Raw genomic sequence first — 14,620 nt, forward strand, 5'->3', positions numbered from 1 at the left:
GGTCAGCGGCGTGGGCGTGAGAGTCGCGTGCGTTGCAGGGCCAGCAGTTCACCCACACCCTGCACCAGGGCCAGCGTGACGGCCAGCCAGGGCAGCAGGGGGCTGCGGCGGGGGGTGGAGCGGCGCCGCATCAGACTTCGATCAGGGCCACTGGCTCCAGCCAGTTGTCTTCGAACAGTTCGTCGAGCAAACGTTGCAGTCCAAGCAGTTTGAGGATCATGGAAGGCTCCCGGCGGGTTGCAGATGCAGCCACTCTAGGCGGCGAATGTGACGCTTTGATGGCACTGTGGTGGCATGGCATCAGCCCACGAAAAGAGGCTGCACCGGGGGCTGCGGCCCACTATGCTGGCGCGTTACCTGGAGCTTTGCCCTTGTCACCACGCGCCCTCGATGCCCTGACCGAACTGGAGCGAATCCTGCAGCTGGCCGGCAGCCGTGTGCAGACCCGCGTGGTGCGCGAGGTGGACTGCCGTGGCACGGCATTGCCGGTCTACGCCATCGCACTGGGCAACCCGGACCCGCAGGTGCCCGCTATCGGCTTCTTTGGCGGTGTGCACGGCCTGGAGCGCATCGGCGCCGAGGTGGTGATCGCCTACCTGCACAGTATCGTGATGCGCCTGACCTGGGACCACACGCTGCACCGCCAGCTCGAATCCTTGCGCCTGGTGTTCATGCCCCTGGTCAACCCCGGCGGCATGGCGCTGGGCACACGCGCCAACCCGTGTGGTGTGGACCTGATGCGCAACGCCCCGGTGGATGCGCTGGAGCCGGTGCCCGCCCTGGTGGGCGGCCAGCGCCTGAGCGCACGCCTGCCCTGGTACCGCGGCCGGGCCGGAGCGCCCATGGAAGAAGAAAACCAGGCCGTGTGTGAAGTGGTGGCACAGGAGCTGTTGCCACGGCCCTTCAGCATGTCGGTGGACTGCCATTCGGGTTTTGGCGTGCAGGACCGGCTGTGGTTCCCGTTTGCCCACACACGCCAGGCGCTGCACCACCTGGCCGAGATGTATGCACTGCAGGTCATCTTCCGCCAGACCTACAACCACCACCCCTATGTGTTTGAGCCGCAAAGCCTGCAGTACCTGGCACACGGCGACCTGTGGGACCACCTCTACCTACAGTCGCGTGCGGCGCCGGAGCGGGTGTTTTTGCCGCTCACGCTGGAGATGGGCTCGTGGTTATGGATCAAGAAAAACCCACGCCAGCTGTTCAGCCGCCACGGCATCTTCAACCCGCTGATTGGCCATCGGCAGGAGCGCGTGTTGCGCCGCCACTTGTGGATGCTGGACTTTTTAACCCGCGCGGCTTGCAGTGCGGAGTCGTGGGTGCCACAGGATAACCAGCGCCACGCCCTGCATGCCGAGGCGCTGCAGCATTGGTACTGAGCAGGTTGGTTACAGGGAGCGCAGCACGCCCAGTGCAAAGGGCAGGCTGGCCATGCCGAGCAGGGTGGACAGGGTGACCAAGCCGGCCACATAGGCGCCGTCGTAGCCCATGCGCGCGGCCAGCACATAACAACTGGACGCGGTGGGCAGGGCCGAGAAGGCCAGCAGCATAGTGGCTTGGGTCGGGTTGAGCCTGAACAGCAGGGCCACGCCCAACGCGGCGATGGGCGTGAGTGCGTGGCGAATCACCAGCACGGACACGGCCAGTGCCTTGCCGCGCGCCAGCGCGCCCAGCTGCATGCCGGCACCGGCGGCCATCAGGCCCAAGGCCAGCGAGGCTGCGCCCAGGCGGGTGACGGTGGGTTCCAGCCAAACGGGGATGCTGAAACCCATGAGGTTGGCGACCAGCCCGGAGGCGGTGGCGATGATGAGCGGGTTGCGCAGCAGCTCGCGTGCAAAACCACGCTGCGCATGGCGCGCCATGGGCCACACAGCTGCCACGTTGAACAGCGGGACACACACACCAATCAGCACCGCAATCAGTTGCAGGCCTTGCGGGCCCGCCAGCCGGTCGGCAATGGCCAGGCCGATGAACGAATTGAAGCGGAAGGCAATTTGTGCACTGGAGGCGTGGTCCCGGGCGTCGATGTGGCGACCCAGCCAGGGCAGGCGGGGGAGGGCATAGGCCATGGCAATGCCGATCAGGCCCGTGGCCCAGCCGGCGCCCATGAGGCTGGAGGCTGCACCCAAGTCCAGCGGGCTTTTCACAATCGAGTGGAACAGCAGCACCGGGAACAGAAAGTAGTACACCAGCGACTCCACCTGCTCCCAGACGGGCCGGTTCAGCGCGGTGTAGCGGCATACCAGGTAACCCACCAGAATGAGGGAGAAATCGGGGAAAAGGAGTTGGGCGTAGTTCACCCCAGAAGGATAGCAGCCGGGCGCCGTGGCTTCGGGTTTCCACGGGGTGGGGGTGTAAGCCTGTGTCGGCTGCCAAGCGGGTACCATCCCCGGCAAACCAACAGGAGATTGCCATGCACCGTAGAGTTCTGTTTGCCATGGGCTTGTTAGCCGCCTCCAGTGCGGCGCTGGCCCAAGGCTACCCCAACAAGGTCATCAAGCTGCAGGTGCCATTTGCGCCGGGTGGCACCACCGACATCATTGCCCGCGTGATTGCCGACCCGCTGGGCAAGGTGTTGGGCCAGACGGTGGTGGTGGAGAACAAGGCCGGTGGCGGCGGCGTGGTGGGGGCCAATGAGACAGCCAAATCGGCGCCCGATGGGTATTCGCTGGGCATGGCCACGGTGTCTACGGTGGCAGCCAACCCGGCCATCAACCCCAAGAACCCCTACAACCCGCTCACCGATTTCACACCCATCGTCAATATTGCGGCCACGCCCAATGTGATTGCGGTGCACCCGAGTTTTCCGGCCAAAGACTACAAGAGTTTTATGGCTGAACTGAAGAAGAGCCCAGGCAAGCACTCTTATGCGTCTTCTGGTACGGGGGGCATCGGCCATATGCAGACCGAGTTGTTCAAGAACCTGGCGGGTGTGTTTATTACCCACATTCCCTACCGAGGCGCGGGCCCGGCTTTGAACGACACCGTGGGCGGCCAGGTGCCACTGATTTTTGACAATCTGCCGTCGGCCTTGCCTTTCATCCAGAGCAACCGTTTGGTGCCGATCGTGGTGGCCGCGCCCCAACGCCTGGCGCAGCTTCCCAATGTGCCTACCTTCAAAGAAGTGGGGCTGGAGCCCGTGAATCGCATGGCCTTCTATGGGATTTACGGGCCCAAGGGGCTGCCCAAAGAGGTGGTGGACAAGGTCAACGCCGCCGTACGCAAAGTGCTGGAAGACCCGGCCGTGCGCAAGCGTATTGAAGAAACCGGTTCGCTGATCGAAGGCAACAGCCCCGAGCAGTTCTCTGCCCAGATCAAGGCCGAGTTCGAGGTGTACAAAAAGGTGGTGGAGTCCGCCAAACTGCGTCTGGAATGACAGCAGGCGGCGTAGACACGTCTTCGATCGATACCTTTATCGACGCGTTGTGGTTGGAAGAAGGGCTGTCCAAAAACACCCTTCAGGCCTACCGCCGCGACCTCACGCTGTTTGCGCAGTGGTTGCAAACCACACCCCTGGTGGCCGCACAAGAGCTGCATATCCAGGGTTACTTTGCCGCCCAGCATGCGCAGACCAAGGCCACCACGGCCAACCGGCGGCTGACCGTATTTCGCCGCTACTTTCGCTGGGCCTTGCGTGAGGGCCTGGTCCAGCAGGACCCGACCCTCAGGCTCGATGCCGCCAAGCAAGCCCCACGCATTCCCAAAAGCCTGACCGAGGCACAGGTGGAAGCCTTGCTGGCTGCACCCGACACCAGCGAGGCGCTGGGTGTGCGCGACCGCACCATGCTGGAGCTGATGTATGCCAGCGGCCTGCGTGTGAGTGAACTGGTGGAGTTGCGGGTGCTCAATCTGGGGCTGAACGAGGGCGTGTTGCGTGTGATGGGCAAGGGGTCCAAGGAACGCATGGTGCCATTTGGCGAAGTGGCTGGCGAATGGTTGCAACGTTATCTGGGCCAGGCCCGGGGTGAGTTGCTAGGTCCCAAACAAACCCAGGATCTGTTTGTCACCGTGCGTGGCAGCAAGGCCGGCAGTGCCATGACACGTGTGATGTTCTGGACGCTGGTGAAACGGTATGCCTTGCAGGCGGGCATTCGGGTCCCTATCTCGCCACACACGCTGCGCCATGCTTTTGCCACCCATTTGTTGAACCATGGCGCAGATTTACGCTCGGTGCAAATGCTACTGGGCCACGCGGATATTTCGACCACCACCATCTATACCCATGTGGCCCGCGAACGCTTGGCGGCGTTGCACGCCCAGCATCATCCGCGCGGGTGAAGCAGGCTTAGTCGAGCAGGGTTTCAGCCCAAGCCAGGGCCTGCAAGTGTGCCCAGTTAACCTGGTTGCTGTTGAGGCCCAGGGCCACAGAGGTGTTGGCAAATGTTTCGTCGTCGCCGGATTCGCAGGCCTGTGCCAGCGCCAGGTAGGGGGCCAAAGGACCGGTTCCGTAGAGCAGTGCATTGGTCACCGTCTCTGGCAGGCTCAATGTGGCCAGCGCGACGGGCATGGGTACGCCCAGCAAGGTGTCCAGCAAGGAAAAAATGCCCACTACAAAGGCGTTGTCGCTTTCCTCGGGCGGCAGGGTGTCTGCGGTCAGCAACTCCATCAGGCGCCCGCGGACCACGGCCGTGCTGCCCACCGCTGGTGGCACTTCGCCTGCCTGGGAGGTGGTTAGCAGCAAAGCAGCCCACTTGAAGAGTTTTTTGAGGCCCAGCAGCATCACCGCGTGTTTGAAAGACGTGACCTCGGTGCGCAGGCCAAAACTGGCCGAATTGATAAAGCGCAGCAGATTGAAGGACAGCGTAGGGTCGCGCTTGAGTACTTCTTCAATCTCGTGGGTGCTGGCCTGTTGGCGCACCAGATTGATGAGTTGCAGGATGGTGGCCTGCGCAGGGCGTATGGTTTGCCCCTCTACGAGGACAGGTTTGGCAAACCAATAACCCTGAAACAGTTGCACACCCAGTTCTTGCAGCATTTCGTGCTGTTGTGCCGTTTCCACTTTTTCTGCCACCAGTTGCGCACTGGATTTGGACTGCGCCAGCTTGACAAAGGAACTGATGGAGGCGGGCTTGAGCACCGATACATCGAACTTGATGAAGGAGGCCAATGGCAGCCAGGTCTCGTAGGAGCGGGTGAGTACCGAGTAATCAAAAGCTAGGCGAAATCCACGCTCGCGCATGGCTTGGAGGGTGGGAAGTCGTGTCTGGATCTGCTCCAGCTGCGTTACGGGCAGCGGTGGTATTTCTAGCACGATCCGATCTGGCGCCACCAGCTCCAGGTGGCCACCGGCCAGGCTGTCATGCGTGCAGTTGATGAACAGGGTTTTCCTCTCCATCAAGGCCTCGGTGTCGGCCATGGACAGCAGGTTGAAGAGCAACTGGGCATCGCTGGAGGCCGTGTGTTGATCCGCCGCGACGGAGCGGTCAAACAATTCGTAGCCGAATACGCTGCGTTGGCTGTCCAGAATGGCTTGGCGTGCAATGGCGACCGGCGGACCTGCTGGGGCCGTGGCGGCTGCGTGGGAGGCGGTGTCAGGCATGGTGGTGTAAAAGGTTCAGGCCATTCTAGACTTGCGCACATCCATCCGCTTGCAGGGCTTGCAGCTCGGTGTCTGTGAAGCCTGCGCGCTTGCGTGCCGTGAGGTTGAAGGGCGGTTTGGGGCGGGGGGCTGCGTGGCGCAAGGCCGCCTGGGCATAGAAGGGTGCTGGCTCCAGGTCGTCGCGCTGGCACAGCCAGTGGAACCACTGGTTGCCGATGGCGACATGGCCTACTTCTTCCCGCAGGATAGTGTCCAGGATGTCGCAGGCCTCCAGGGCGTTGGGGGTGCCGACCTTGCGCAGCTTGGCCTGAATCAGCGGGGTGGCATCCAGGCCTCTGGCTTCTAGGGTGCGCGGTACCAGCGCCATGCGGGCCACCACATCGTGGCGGGTGTTGTGGCACATGGTCCACAGTCCCTCATGGGCGGGGAAGCTGCCATAGGTGTAGCCACAGCGCTGCAGGTGCGCTTGCAGGGCCTGGAAATGTTGCGACTCCTCTAGCGCCACTTGCATCCAGTCCCGGTAGTAGGCTTCGGGCATGCCGGTAAATCGCCAGATGGCGTCCAGAGCGAGGTTGATGGCATTGAATTCGATGTGTGCGATGGAATGGACCAGCGCCGCATGGCCATCTGCCGTGAACGGGGAGCGCCGTGGGACTTCCTTCGGTTCGACCAGTTGGGGTAGAACAGGGCGCCCCGGGTGCTCGGGCCAGGCAAACGGCTGCAGGCAGTCCACTGGCAGTGCTGCCAGCCGGGGGGCGAGTTGCTGTACCGCTGCGACCTTGCCGGCAGGATTACAGATTTCAAAGGCTTGCAGCGCGCAGTGTCGAAGTTCCATCTCTACAATTCTAGTTTTGTAGCAGTCTGGAGGGGGACCATGGCTATTTATGAACTTGACCAGATTGCACCGCACATTGCTGCATCTGCCTGGGTAGCAGATAGTGCCCAGGTCATGGGCAAGGTGGAATTGGCCGAAGACGCCAGTGTCTGGTTTGGCGCGGTGTTGCGCGGGGACACCGAAACCATCCGTATTGGCAAGGGCTCCAACATCCAGGATGCGAGTGTGTTGCATGCAGATATTGGCAAGCCACTCACGATTGGCGACCACGTGACGGTGGGCCACCAGGTCATGCTCCATGGCTGCACCATCGGTGACGGATCGCTGATCGGCATTGGTGCCATCGTGCTCAACGGTGCCAGGATCGGCAAAGGCTGCATTGTGGGGGCCGGATCGCTGGTCACCGAGGGTAAGGAATTTCCAGATGGTTCCATGATTTTGGGCAGCCCGGCCAAGGTGGTGCGGGAGCTGTCCGCGGAGCAGCAGGCAGGTTTACGCCTGAGTGCCTTGCACTACATCGAAAATGCGCACCGCTTTAAAAACGGACTGAAGAAAATTGCTTAACCGCTGGCCCTGCGTGGGCTGGCTTGAAGGGAGACGTGCATGTCTGAGTTGCACAAGTTTTTGTTTGATGGGTTGCCGGTACGTGGTGCCGTGGTGCGTTTGACCGACGCCTGGGTAGAAATCCTGCGTCGCCGCGCCTCGAACACCCATACGGGGGCCTATCCCGCGCCAGTGCAAAATATGCTGGGTGAAATGACCGCTGCAGCAGTGCTGATGCAGTCCAACATCAAGTTCGATGGGGCTTTGGTGCTGCAGATATTTGGCGATGGCCCCGTGCAGGTGGCGGTGGTGGAGGTGCAGTCCGATTTGAAACTGCGTGCAACTGCCACAGTGGCCGGTGTGGTGGCGCATGACCTGTCGCTAAGCCAGATGGTCAATGTCACCAACCAGGGGCGTTGCGCCATCACGCTGGACCCCAAAACCAAGTTCCCCGGACAGCAGCCCTACCAGGGCGTGGTGCCGTTGTTCGATGACCACGGGCAGCCGATTGAAAAACTGAGCGCGGTGCTGGAGCACTACATGCTGCAGAGTGAACAGTTGGACACCACCCTGGTGCTGGCGGCCAATGACTCGGTGGCTGCGGGGCTGCTGATTCAGCGCTTGCCCATGCAAGGCGAGGGCAATCTGTCGGGCAGCATGGTGTCCAAGGAAAACGAGGATGCAATTGGCCTGAACGAGCACTACAACCGCATCGCCACCCTGGCAGCCAGTCTCAAGCGTGAAGAGTTGCTAACGCTGGATGTGGATACGATTTTGCGCCGCCTGTTCTGGGAAGAGCAGGTCACCCGCTTCGAGCCCTTGGTAGGCGAGACTGCGCCCCGTTTTGTTTGCAGCTGCAGCCGCGAGCGTGTGGCCAAGATGATTGTCAGCCTGGGGCTTGAGGAAGTGGAGAGCATCCTCGCGGAGCGCCATGACATTGAGGTGTCCTGCGAATTCTGCGGGGCGCAGCACCGTTTTGATCCGGTGGATGCCGCCCAGCTGTTTACCGACCCCTTGCAGCGCCTGGACGGCGGTTCAGACGCGCACTGAGGCCGGCTGGGTGAGCCGGCTGAACAGCCGGTGCTCACAGTCCGCATCGGAGCAGGTGTCGCAGATCCAGGTCCACGCCGGGCCTTGGGTTGCAGGTAGCTGCGCGCGGCGCACGGCATCGGTATGGTCTATCGCCTGCAGGGCTGCTTGCAGCCGTTGGGGGCCGACTCCGTACACCGTGGCAAATGGCAACTGGTGTGCGAGCAACACGTCCCGCAGCCGTGCATCAATGCGCTGTTGCATGGCCACCCCATCGCGCTGGATGCCATCGGCGACCCAGGGCAGGTCCAGGCAGGCCAGTAGGGTGAGGTCGAACGAGCGCTGAAACGTAACTGCGTTGTCGTACAGGCTGCTGTCATGGAACAGCACGTCGCTGTAGACGGCGGTGACCAAGGATGTGGTGTCCGCGACCACGCAGGCGGCTTGGGCCTGCTGGATGCGTGCAGCCTGGGTATTGGCAACGTGGGCTTGTTCGTGGGCTTGCGGGGGGCGGCCGTGCTGTGCACTCCACTCGCGCAAGTATTCGGGGATAAGCGTTACCGACGCATAGCGGCTGTGCAAGGCGGTGTGCAGTTCAGCGGACAGCGTTGATTTGCCGCTGCACTCGGCGCCCACAATACCGATCTTCATGGGGGCGCGTCAGCGTGCGATCTGCACGTAAATTTCGTTGGCCTTGACCATGCCCAACTCGGCACGGGCTTTTTCTTCCACAATTTCCAGACCTTCACGCAGGTCGCTGATTTCTGCCACCAGACGTTCATTGGCTTGCGCGGCCTGGGTGTTGTGCTGCTTTTGTGCGTCCAGCTGACCAGTCAGCTTGGACACATTGGGCACGCTACCCCGCCCGAACCACAGTTGCCCGTGCAAGATCACCAGCAAGGCGATCAATGCGGCGGGAACAAGGCGATTGGCCATGGTGGTTCGACCGGGGGGGGGGTTACTTGAGGTTGTAGAAAGCAGCGCGGCCGGGGTACACAGCCACATCACCCAAGTCCTCTTCGATGCGCAGCAACTGGTTGTATTTGGCCATGCGGTCGGAGCGGCTCAAGGAGCCCGTCTTGATTTGGCCAGCGTTGGTGCCCACGGCGATGTCAGAGATGGTGGAATCTTCGGTTTCGCCCGAGCGGTGGCTGATCACGGCGGTGTAGCCTGCGCGCTTTGCCATTTCAATGGCGGCAAAGGTTTCAGACAGCGTGCCGATCTGGTTGATCTTGATCAGGATCGAGTTGGCGATGCCCTTGTCGATGCCTTCTTTCAGAATCTTGGTGTTGGTCACGAACAGGTCGTCACCCACGATCTGCACTTTGGCGCCCAGGCGGTCGGTCAGAACTTTCCAGCCGTCCCAGTCACCTTCGGCCATGCCGTCTTCGATGCTGATGATGGGGTACTTGTCGACCCAGGTGGCCAGCATGTCGGTCCACTCTTGGGCGGTCAGGCTCAGGCCTTCGCCTTCGAGTTCGTACTTGCCGTCTTTGTAGAACTCGGAGGCGGCGCAGTCCAGGCCCAGGGCGATTTGTTCACCGGCCACATAGCCAGCCTTGTCAATCGCTTCCAGAATCATCTGGATGGCGGCTTCGTGGTTGGCCACGTTGGGGGCAAAACCACCTTCATCGCCCACAGCGGTGCTGATGCCCTTGTCGTGCAGGATTTTCTTCAGTGCGTGGAACACTTCGGCACCCCAACGCAGGGCTTCGCGGAAGCTGGGCGCACCCACGGGGATGATCATCAACTCTTGCAGGTCGAGGTTGTTGTTGGCGTGTTCGCCACCGTTGATCACGTTCATCATGGGCACGGGCATTTGCACGCTGCCCATGCCGCCAAAGTAGCGGTACAGCGGCAGGCCAGCTTCTTCCGCGGCTGCACGGGCCACAGCCATGGACACGGCCAACATGGCGTTGGCGCCCAAGCGGCTCTTGTTTTCGGTACCGTCCAGGTCAATCAGGGTCTTGTCCAGGAACGCTTGTTCGGAAGCATCCAGGCCCAACACGGCCTCAGAAATTTCGGTGTTGATGTGCTCGACGGCCTTCAGTACACCTTTGCCCAGGTAACGTTTTTTGTCGCCATCTCGCAGCTCGATGGCTTCGCGCGAACCGGTGGAGGCACCAGAGGGCACGGCCGCACGGCCCATGGTGCCCGACTCCAGCAACACGTCGCATTCCACAGTGGGGTTGCCACGGGAGTCCAGAATTTCGCGACCGACGATATCAACAATTGCGCTCATGGGTTTCTTTCAAGTTCAAAAACAGACAAACAAAAAACGGCAGGCTGAATGATGCGGGGCCTTACTGGAAATTGTTTTCCAGCAAGGGAGTTTTTTTGGTTACGGAATCCAAGGCCACCAGGGTTTCCAGCAGCGCCTTCATGTGTTTGAGTGGCACGGCATTTGGGCCGTCGGACCAGGCCTCGGCGGGGCGGGGATGGGTCTCCATGAAGAGCCCGGCCACACCGGCGGCCACGCCGGCGCGGGCCAGCACAGGCACCATGTCGCGCGCGCCACCGCTGGTGCCGCCCAGGCCGCCGGGTTTTTGTACCGAGTGGGTCACGTCGAACACGACAGGCGCGCCCGACTTGCGCATCTCGGCCAAGCTGGTCATGTCGGCCACGAGGTTGTTGTAGCCAAAGCTCACGCCGCGTTCGCAGGCCAGAAAACGGTCGGGTGAGAGCCCGGCCTCTTCGGCAGCGGCGCGGGCTTTGTCGATGACGTTCGTCATGTCCCACGGCGCGAGGAACTGGCCCTTCTTGATGTTCACCGGCTTGCCGCTTTGTGCAACGGCGCGGATGAAGTCGGTCTGGCGGCACAGGAAGGCAGGCGTCTGCAGCACGTCCACCACACTGGCAACTTCGGCCACATGGGATTCGTCATGCACATCGGTCAGGATGGGCAATTGCAGCTGGCGGCGGACCTCATCCAGGATCTTCAGGCCAGCATCCAGGCCGACACCGCGCTTGCTGGTGCCGGAGGAGCGGTTGGCCTTGTCGAAGGAGCCCTTGTAGATCAGAGGGATGCCCAAAGAGGTGCACGCTTCCTTGAGCTGGCCTGCCACCTCGATGGACATTTCCAGCCCTTCGATGGAGCAGGTACCGGCGATCAGGAAGAAGCGTTGATCAAGGCCAATATCAAAACCGCACAGTTTCATCAGGCGACCGCTTTCAGATTTTTTCCTTCGGACTGGTGGTCCACCGCGGCCTTGATGAAGGCATTGAACAGCGGGTGGCCGTTCCAGGGGGTGGACTTGAATTCAGGGTGGAACTGCACGCCCACAAACCAGGGGTGCACGGCTTGGGGCAATTCCACGATTTCGGTGAGATGTTCCCGTTGGGTCAGTGCCGAAATCACCAGACCTGCTTGGCGCAGTTGCTCCAGGTAGTTCACATTCGCTTCATACCGGTGGCGGTGGCGCTCGGTCACTACATTGCCGTAGATCTTGTGGGCCAGGGTGCCTTTGGTCACGTCGGAGCTTTGTGCGCCCAGGCGCATGGTGCCGCCTAGGTCCGAGTTGGCGTCGCGCGTCTTGATCGTGCCGTCCGCATCTTTCCACTCGGTGATCAGCGCAATCACGGGATGGGGGCTAGCGGGCTCGAATTCGGTGCTGTTGGCGTCTGCAAGGCCTGCCACGTGGCGGGCGAATTCGATGGTGGCCACCTGCATGCCCAGGCAGATGCCCAGGTAAGGCACTTTGTTTTCGCGGGCGAAACGGGCCGTGCTGATCTTGCCTTCAATACCGCGCTTGCCAAAGCCGCCAGGCACCAGAATGGCGTCGTACTTGGCCAACTGGTTGACGCTGGCGGTGTCGATGGTTTCGGAATCCACATGTTCGATTTTCACGCGCACATGGTTTTTCATGCCGGCGTGGCGCAGTGCTTCGTTGACGGATTTGTAGCTGTCGGTCAGGTCCACGTACTTGCCAACCATGGCGATGGTGACTTCGCCCTTGGGGTGTTCAGTCTCGTACACCAGATCGTCCCAACGCTTGAGGTTGGCAGGAGGGGTGTTCAGGCGCAGCTTGTCGCAGATCAGGCCATCCAGGCCTTGCTCGTGCAGCATGCGTGGCACCTTGTAGATGGTGTCCACATCCCACATGGAGATCACACCCCACTCGGGCACGTTGGAGAACAGTGAAATCTTCTGGCGTTCTTCGTCGGGAATCCGGCGGTCTGCACGGCACAGCAGGGCGTCGGCCTGGATGCCGATTTCGCGCAGCTGTTTGGCCGTGTGTTGGGTTGGCTTGGTTTTGAGTTCACCGGCAGCGGCGATCCAGGGCACATAACTCAGGTGTACAAAGGCGCTGTTGTTGGGGCCGAGCTTCAGACTCATCTGGCGCACGGCTTCGAGGAAGGGCAGGGACTCGATGTCGCCCACGGTGCCGCCAATCTCCACAATCGCCACGTCCACCGCATCGGGTTCGCCAAAACGCGCACCGCGCTTCACGAACTCCTGGATCTCGTTGGTGACGTGGGGGATGACCTGCACGGTCTTGCCCAGGTAGTCACCGCGGCGCTCTTTGTCGAGCACGCTCTTGTAGATCTGGCCGGTGGTGAAGTTGTTGGTCTTGCGCATGCGCGTTTCAATGAAACGCTCGTAGTGGCCCAAGTCCAGATCGGTTTCTGCGCCGTCGTCGGTGACAAACACCTCGCCGTGCTGCAGGGGCGACATGGTGCCGGGGTCTACGTTCAGGTAGGGGTCAAGCTTGATGAGGGTGACTGTCAGGCCCCGCGATTCCAGAATCGCAGCTAAGGAGGCTGAGGCGATTCCCTTGCCAAGGGAAGACACCACACCGCCGGTGACGAAGACAAATTTGGTCATGTCAGGGGCGAACCTATGGGTTCGATGAGGTGGTAAAGCGAGATTATAGGCGTCTGCTACATTGCGGTCCTCGGCTCTAGAGGCACTCCATGGATTTATCTGGCAAACACATTGTTCTGGGGCTTACCGGCGGCATCGCTTGTTACAAGGCGGCCGAGTTGTGCCGCGCATTGATCAAGCAAGGCGCCACCGTGCAGGTGGTGATGACCGATGCGGCTGCGCAGTTCATCACGCCTGTGACCATGCAGGCGTTGAGCAACCGCCCGGTGTACGACTCGCAGTGGGATGCACGCGAGCGCAACAACATGCCCCACATCAACCTGAGCCGCGAGGCGGATGCGATTTTGATTGCACCGTGCAGCGCGGACTTCATGGCCAAACTGCTGCACGGCCGTGCCGATGATTTGCTAAGCCTGATGTGCTTGGCGCGTCCTATTGACTCCGTGCCGCTACTGGTGGCCCCTGCCATGAACCGCGAGATGTGGGCCCACCCCGCAACGCAGCGCAACCTGGCGCAACTGCAGGCCGACGGTGCTAGCTTGTTGGGCGTGGGGTCCGGGTTTCAGGCCTGTGGCGAAACCGGTGACGGGCGCATGCTGGAGCCGCAAGAGTTGCTGGAAGATGTGATTGCCTTCTTTCAACCCAAGGTACTGGCGGGCCAGAAGGTGCTGGTCACCGCGGGTCCCACGTTTGAAGCGATTGATCCGGTGCGCGGCATCACCAACCTCTCCAGCGGCAAGATGGGGTTTGCCATTGCGCGTGCAGCGCGCGAGGCGGGCGCCGACGTCACTCTGATAGCCGGTCCCGTGTCTTTGCTCACGCCGCGTGGTGTGCAGCGTGTGGATGTGAAATCTGCACAAAATATGCATCTAGCCAGCGTGGAATATGCGCAAGCAGCTACTATTTTTATAGCAACCGCGGCGGTGGCCGACTGGCGCCCGGCGCAGGCCTCGGACCAGAAAATCAAGAAAGACGGCTCTGGCAACACGCCCGTGCTGGGTTTTGTCGAAAACCCGGACATCCTGGCGGAGATCGCCCATTCGCCGCGGGCCACCAGCGGTGCGCTGTTCTGCGTAGGCTTTGCGGCCGAGAGCCACGACCTGCTGGCCCACGCCACGGCCAAACGTGCACGCAAGGACGTGCCGCTGCTGGTCGGTAACATCGGCCCCGCCACCTTTGGGCAAGATGACAACGCGCTGCTGCTGATCGACGCCCAAGGCGCGCAAGAACTTCCCCGTAACTCCAAACTCGCGTTGGCCCGGCAACTGGTTGCCGAGATTGCCAAGCGCCAACGTGCCACCCACTGAACCCCGACCATGAAAATTGACGTCAAAATCCTCGACAGCCGCCTGAATGACAACCTGCCCAGCTATGCCACGCCGGGCAGTGCGGGCCTGGATTTACGCGCCTGCCTGGATGCGCCACTGACTCTGGCGCCCAATGCCTGGCAGCTGGTGCCCACCGGCATGGCCATCTATCTTGAAGATCCGGCCTATGCGGCGCTGATCCTGCCGCGTTCCGGCTTGGGCCACAAACATGGCATCGTGCTGGGTAATCTGGTGGGTTTGATTGACAGCGATTACCAGGGCCAACTGATGGTCAGCGCCTGGAACCGCAGCGCCGTGGAATTCACCATCCAGCCCATGGAGCGCATTGCGCAGCTCATGATCGTGCCGGTGGTGCAGGCGCAGTTCAATGTGGTGCCGGAGTTTCCCGCTTCACAGCGTGGCGAAGGCGGCTACGGCTCGACCGGGAAAAGTTAATCCCCCTGTTGCGGCTCACTGCGTATAGCCCCCTCTCCCCCGGAGGGGGACAACCCCAGCGGCCCGGCAAAGCCGGTTCCGCG

At 61.5% G+C, this 14,620-nt stretch carries 16 protein-coding genes; 7 read left to right on the forward strand and 9 right to left on the reverse strand.

From position 1 onward, the window contains the following. Positions 1-2: 2 nt before the first annotated feature. Positions 3-131 carry a hypothetical protein gene (locus C5F53_RS20630; RefSeq protein WP_255413717.1) on the reverse strand — a complete coding sequence of 43 codons (129 nt, stop codon included), beginning with the start codon at positions 129-131 and terminating at the stop codon, positions 3-5. A 240-nt stretch (positions 132-371) separates the two neighbouring features. Between C5F53_RS20630 and C5F53_RS16300 the strand changes: the two genes are divergently transcribed. Further along, the gene (locus C5F53_RS16300) at positions 372-1,382 is read left to right on the forward strand and encodes a M14 family zinc carboxypeptidase (protein WP_236635407.1); all 1,011 of its coding nucleotides are present in this window, start codon (positions 372-374) and stop codon (positions 1,380-1,382) included. Positions 1,383-1,391: 9 nt separating this feature from the next. Here the strand turns inward: C5F53_RS16300 and C5F53_RS16305 are convergent, their stop codons facing one another. Beyond that, the gene (locus C5F53_RS16305; protein ID WP_105262518.1) at positions 1,392-2,303 is read right to left on the reverse strand and encodes an AEC family transporter; all 912 of its coding nucleotides are present in this window, start codon (positions 2,301-2,303) and stop codon (positions 1,392-1,394) included. Positions 2,304-2,416: 113 nt separating this feature from the next. Between C5F53_RS16305 and C5F53_RS16310 the strand changes: the two genes are divergently transcribed. Then, positions 2,417-3,379, forward strand: a complete 963-nt coding sequence (locus C5F53_RS16310) for a tripartite tricarboxylate transporter substrate binding protein BugE (RefSeq protein WP_105262449.1) — start codon at positions 2,417-2,419, stop codon at positions 3,377-3,379. Then, positions 3,376-4,281 carry a site-specific tyrosine recombinase XerD gene (gene xerD, locus C5F53_RS16315; RefSeq protein ID WP_105262450.1) on the forward strand — a complete coding sequence of 302 codons (906 nt, stop codon included), beginning with the start codon at positions 3,376-3,378 and terminating at the stop codon, positions 4,279-4,281. The genes C5F53_RS16310 and xerD overlap by 4 nt, the downstream gene beginning before the upstream one ends. A gap of 7 nt (positions 4,282-4,288) precedes the next feature. On the opposite strand, the gene C5F53_RS16320 is transcribed toward xerD, so the two are convergent. Continuing rightward, the gene (locus C5F53_RS16320) at positions 4,289-5,542 is read right to left on the reverse strand and encodes an EAL and HDOD domain-containing protein (protein ID WP_105262451.1); all 1,254 of its coding nucleotides are present in this window, start codon (positions 5,540-5,542) and stop codon (positions 4,289-4,291) included. 25 nt (positions 5,543-5,567) lie between these two features. Beyond that, a complete protein-coding gene (locus tag C5F53_RS16325; RefSeq protein ID WP_105262452.1) occupies positions 5,568-6,377 on the reverse strand; it encodes a ferritin-like domain-containing protein in 810 nt (269 codons plus the stop codon). A gap of 39 nt (positions 6,378-6,416) precedes the next feature. On the opposite strand from C5F53_RS16325, the gene C5F53_RS16330 reads away from it, so the two are divergent. Together C5F53_RS16330 and C5F53_RS16335 are read left to right on the forward strand one after the other, a co-directional pair. Next, entirely contained in the window at positions 6,417-6,941 is a 525-nt protein-coding gene (locus C5F53_RS16330; RefSeq protein ID WP_105262453.1) for a gamma carbonic anhydrase family protein, read from the forward strand. 39 nt (positions 6,942-6,980) lie between these two features. Further along, positions 6,981-7,970 (forward strand): Hsp33 family molecular chaperone HslO, encoded by a 990-nt coding sequence (locus tag C5F53_RS16335; RefSeq protein ID WP_105262454.1) that lies wholly within the window; start codon positions 6,981-6,983, stop codon positions 7,968-7,970. On the opposite strand, the gene C5F53_RS16340 is transcribed toward C5F53_RS16335, so the two are convergent. The 5 genes from C5F53_RS16340 to C5F53_RS16360 all read right to left on the reverse strand — a co-directional run bounded on the left by C5F53_RS16340 (position 7,956) and on the right by C5F53_RS16360 (position 12,774). Continuing rightward, the gene (locus C5F53_RS16340; RefSeq protein ID WP_105262455.1) at positions 7,956-8,600 is read right to left on the reverse strand and encodes an AAA family ATPase; all 645 of its coding nucleotides are present in this window, start codon (positions 8,598-8,600) and stop codon (positions 7,956-7,958) included. The genes C5F53_RS16335 and C5F53_RS16340 overlap by 15 nt on opposite strands. A 9-nt stretch (positions 8,601-8,609) precedes the next feature. Next, positions 8,610-8,885 (reverse strand): septum formation initiator family protein, encoded by a 276-nt coding sequence (locus C5F53_RS16345; protein ID WP_105262456.1) that lies wholly within the window; start codon positions 8,883-8,885, stop codon positions 8,610-8,612. A 22-nt stretch (positions 8,886-8,907) separates the two neighbouring features. Then, positions 8,908-10,191, reverse strand: a complete 1,284-nt coding sequence (eno, locus tag C5F53_RS16350; protein ID WP_105262457.1) for a phosphopyruvate hydratase — start codon at positions 10,189-10,191, stop codon at positions 8,908-8,910. Positions 10,192-10,252: 61 nt separating this feature from the next. Beyond that, a complete protein-coding gene (gene kdsA / locus C5F53_RS16355) occupies positions 10,253-11,107 on the reverse strand; it encodes a 3-deoxy-8-phosphooctulonate synthase (RefSeq protein ID WP_105262458.1) in 855 nt (284 codons plus the stop codon). Then, the gene (locus C5F53_RS16360; RefSeq protein WP_105262459.1) at positions 11,107-12,774 is read right to left on the reverse strand and encodes a CTP synthase; all 1,668 of its coding nucleotides are present in this window, start codon (positions 12,772-12,774) and stop codon (positions 11,107-11,109) included. Before C5F53_RS16360 ends, kdsA begins: the two co-directional genes overlap by 1 nt. 89 nt (positions 12,775-12,863) lie before the next feature. Between C5F53_RS16360 and coaBC the strand changes: the two genes are divergently transcribed. Both coaBC and dut read left to right on the forward strand, forming a co-directional pair. After that, entirely contained in the window at positions 12,864-14,081 is a 1,218-nt protein-coding gene (gene coaBC / locus C5F53_RS16365) for a bifunctional phosphopantothenoylcysteine decarboxylase/phosphopantothenate--cysteine ligase CoaBC (RefSeq protein WP_105262460.1), read from the forward strand. Between the two features lie 9 nt (positions 14,082-14,090). Then, on the forward strand, positions 14,091-14,537 hold the full coding sequence (dut, locus tag C5F53_RS16370) for a dUTP diphosphatase (RefSeq protein WP_105262461.1): 447 nt from the start codon (positions 14,091-14,093) through the stop codon (positions 14,535-14,537). Positions 14,538-14,620 lie beyond the last annotated feature (83 nt).

It is taken from the genome of Rhodoferax sp. TS-BS-61-7 (assembly GCF_002943465.1).
Classification (GTDB): domain Bacteria; phylum Pseudomonadota; class Gammaproteobacteria; order Burkholderiales; family Burkholderiaceae_C; genus Allorhodoferax.

Excerpts from the sequence above, each read along its gene's own strand:
- C5F53_RS20630 (WP_255413717.1), bottom strand. The coding sequence starts at position 131 with ATGCGGCGCCGCTCCACCCCCCGCCGCAGCCCCCTGCTGCCCTGGCTG.
- C5F53_RS16310 (WP_105262449.1), top strand. The coding sequence starts at position 2,417 with ATGCACCGTAGAGTTCTGTTTGCCATGGGCTTGTTAGCCGCCTCCAGT.
- xerD (WP_105262450.1), top strand. The coding sequence starts at position 3,376 with ATGACAGCAGGCGGCGTAGACACGTCTTCGATCGATACCTTTATCGAC.
- C5F53_RS16320 (WP_105262451.1), bottom strand. The coding sequence starts at position 5,542 with ATGCCTGACACCGCCTCCCACGCAGCCGCCACGGCCCCAGCAGGTCCG.
- C5F53_RS16325 (WP_105262452.1), bottom strand. The coding sequence starts at position 6,377 with ATGGAACTTCGACACTGCGCGCTGCAAGCCTTTGAAATCTGTAATCCT.
- C5F53_RS16330 (WP_105262453.1), top strand. The coding sequence starts at position 6,417 with ATGGCTATTTATGAACTTGACCAGATTGCACCGCACATTGCTGCATCT.
- C5F53_RS16335 (WP_105262454.1), top strand. The coding sequence starts at position 6,981 with ATGTCTGAGTTGCACAAGTTTTTGTTTGATGGGTTGCCGGTACGTGGT.
- C5F53_RS16340 (WP_105262455.1), bottom strand. The coding sequence starts at position 8,600 with ATGAAGATCGGTATTGTGGGCGCCGAGTGCAGCGGCAAATCAACGCTG.
- C5F53_RS16345 (WP_105262456.1), bottom strand. The coding sequence starts at position 8,885 with ATGGCCAATCGCCTTGTTCCCGCCGCATTGATCGCCTTGCTGGTGATC.
- eno (WP_105262457.1), bottom strand. The coding sequence starts at position 10,191 with ATGAGCGCAATTGTTGATATCGTCGGTCGCGAAATTCTGGACTCCCGT.
- kdsA (WP_105262458.1), bottom strand. The coding sequence starts at position 11,107 with ATGAAACTGTGCGGTTTTGATATTGGCCTTGATCAACGCTTCTTCCTG.
- C5F53_RS16360 (WP_105262459.1), bottom strand. The coding sequence starts at position 12,774 with ATGACCAAATTTGTCTTCGTCACCGGCGGTGTGGTGTCTTCCCTTGGC.
- coaBC (WP_105262460.1), top strand. The coding sequence starts at position 12,864 with ATGGATTTATCTGGCAAACACATTGTTCTGGGGCTTACCGGCGGCATC.
- dut (WP_105262461.1), top strand. The coding sequence starts at position 14,091 with ATGAAAATTGACGTCAAAATCCTCGACAGCCGCCTGAATGACAACCTG.